Source organism: Bradyrhizobium sp. Kon37 (genome assembly GCF_055807535.1).
In genome coordinates this window covers 1-503 of the sequence record NZ_JBVVOY010000123.1, presented here as the reverse complement: position 1 = coordinate 503, position 503 = coordinate 1, and the positions used below count along the sequence as shown (strand labels likewise).

The 503-nt window shown below is 50.3% G+C and carries 2 pseudogenes; both read left to right on the top strand.

From position 1 onward, the window contains the following. Positions 1-250: pseudogene (locus AC0L3J_RS37400) on the top strand (hypothetical protein); the annotation flags it as partial. Then, positions 247-503: pseudogene (locus tag AC0L3J_RS37395) on the top strand (spermidine/putrescine ABC transporter substrate-binding protein PotF); the annotation flags it as partial. The pseudogenes AC0L3J_RS37400 and AC0L3J_RS37395, both read left to right, overlap by 4 nt.

Below are 503 nucleotides of genomic sequence, written 5' to 3'. Positions count from 1 at the left end.
GCCAGCGGTGGCGGCGGGCTGGGTGTTAAGCTTTACCCTGTCGATGGACGATGTGGTAGTTTCTTCGTTCGTCACCGGACCAAGTTATGAAATTCTGCCGTTAAAAATTTATTCGATGGTCAAAGTCGGCGTATCGCCGGAAGTTAACGCGCTGGCAACCATATTACTGGTGCTGTCGCTGGTGATGGTTATTGCCAGCCAGCTTATTGCTCGTGATAAAACGAAAGGTAACACAGGGGACGTTAAATGAAAAAATGGTCACGCCACCTGCTCGCGGCGGGTGCTCTGGCACTGGGCATGAGCGCCGCTCACGCCGATGACAACAACACGCTGTATTTCTACAACTGGACCGAGTACGTGCCGCCAGGACTGCTTGAACAGTTCACCAAAGAAACCGGTATTAAGGTTATCTATTCGACTTACGAGTCGAACGAAACCATGTACGCCAAGCTGAAAACATACAAAGACGGTGCCTATGATCTGGTGGTTCCTTCAACCTATTA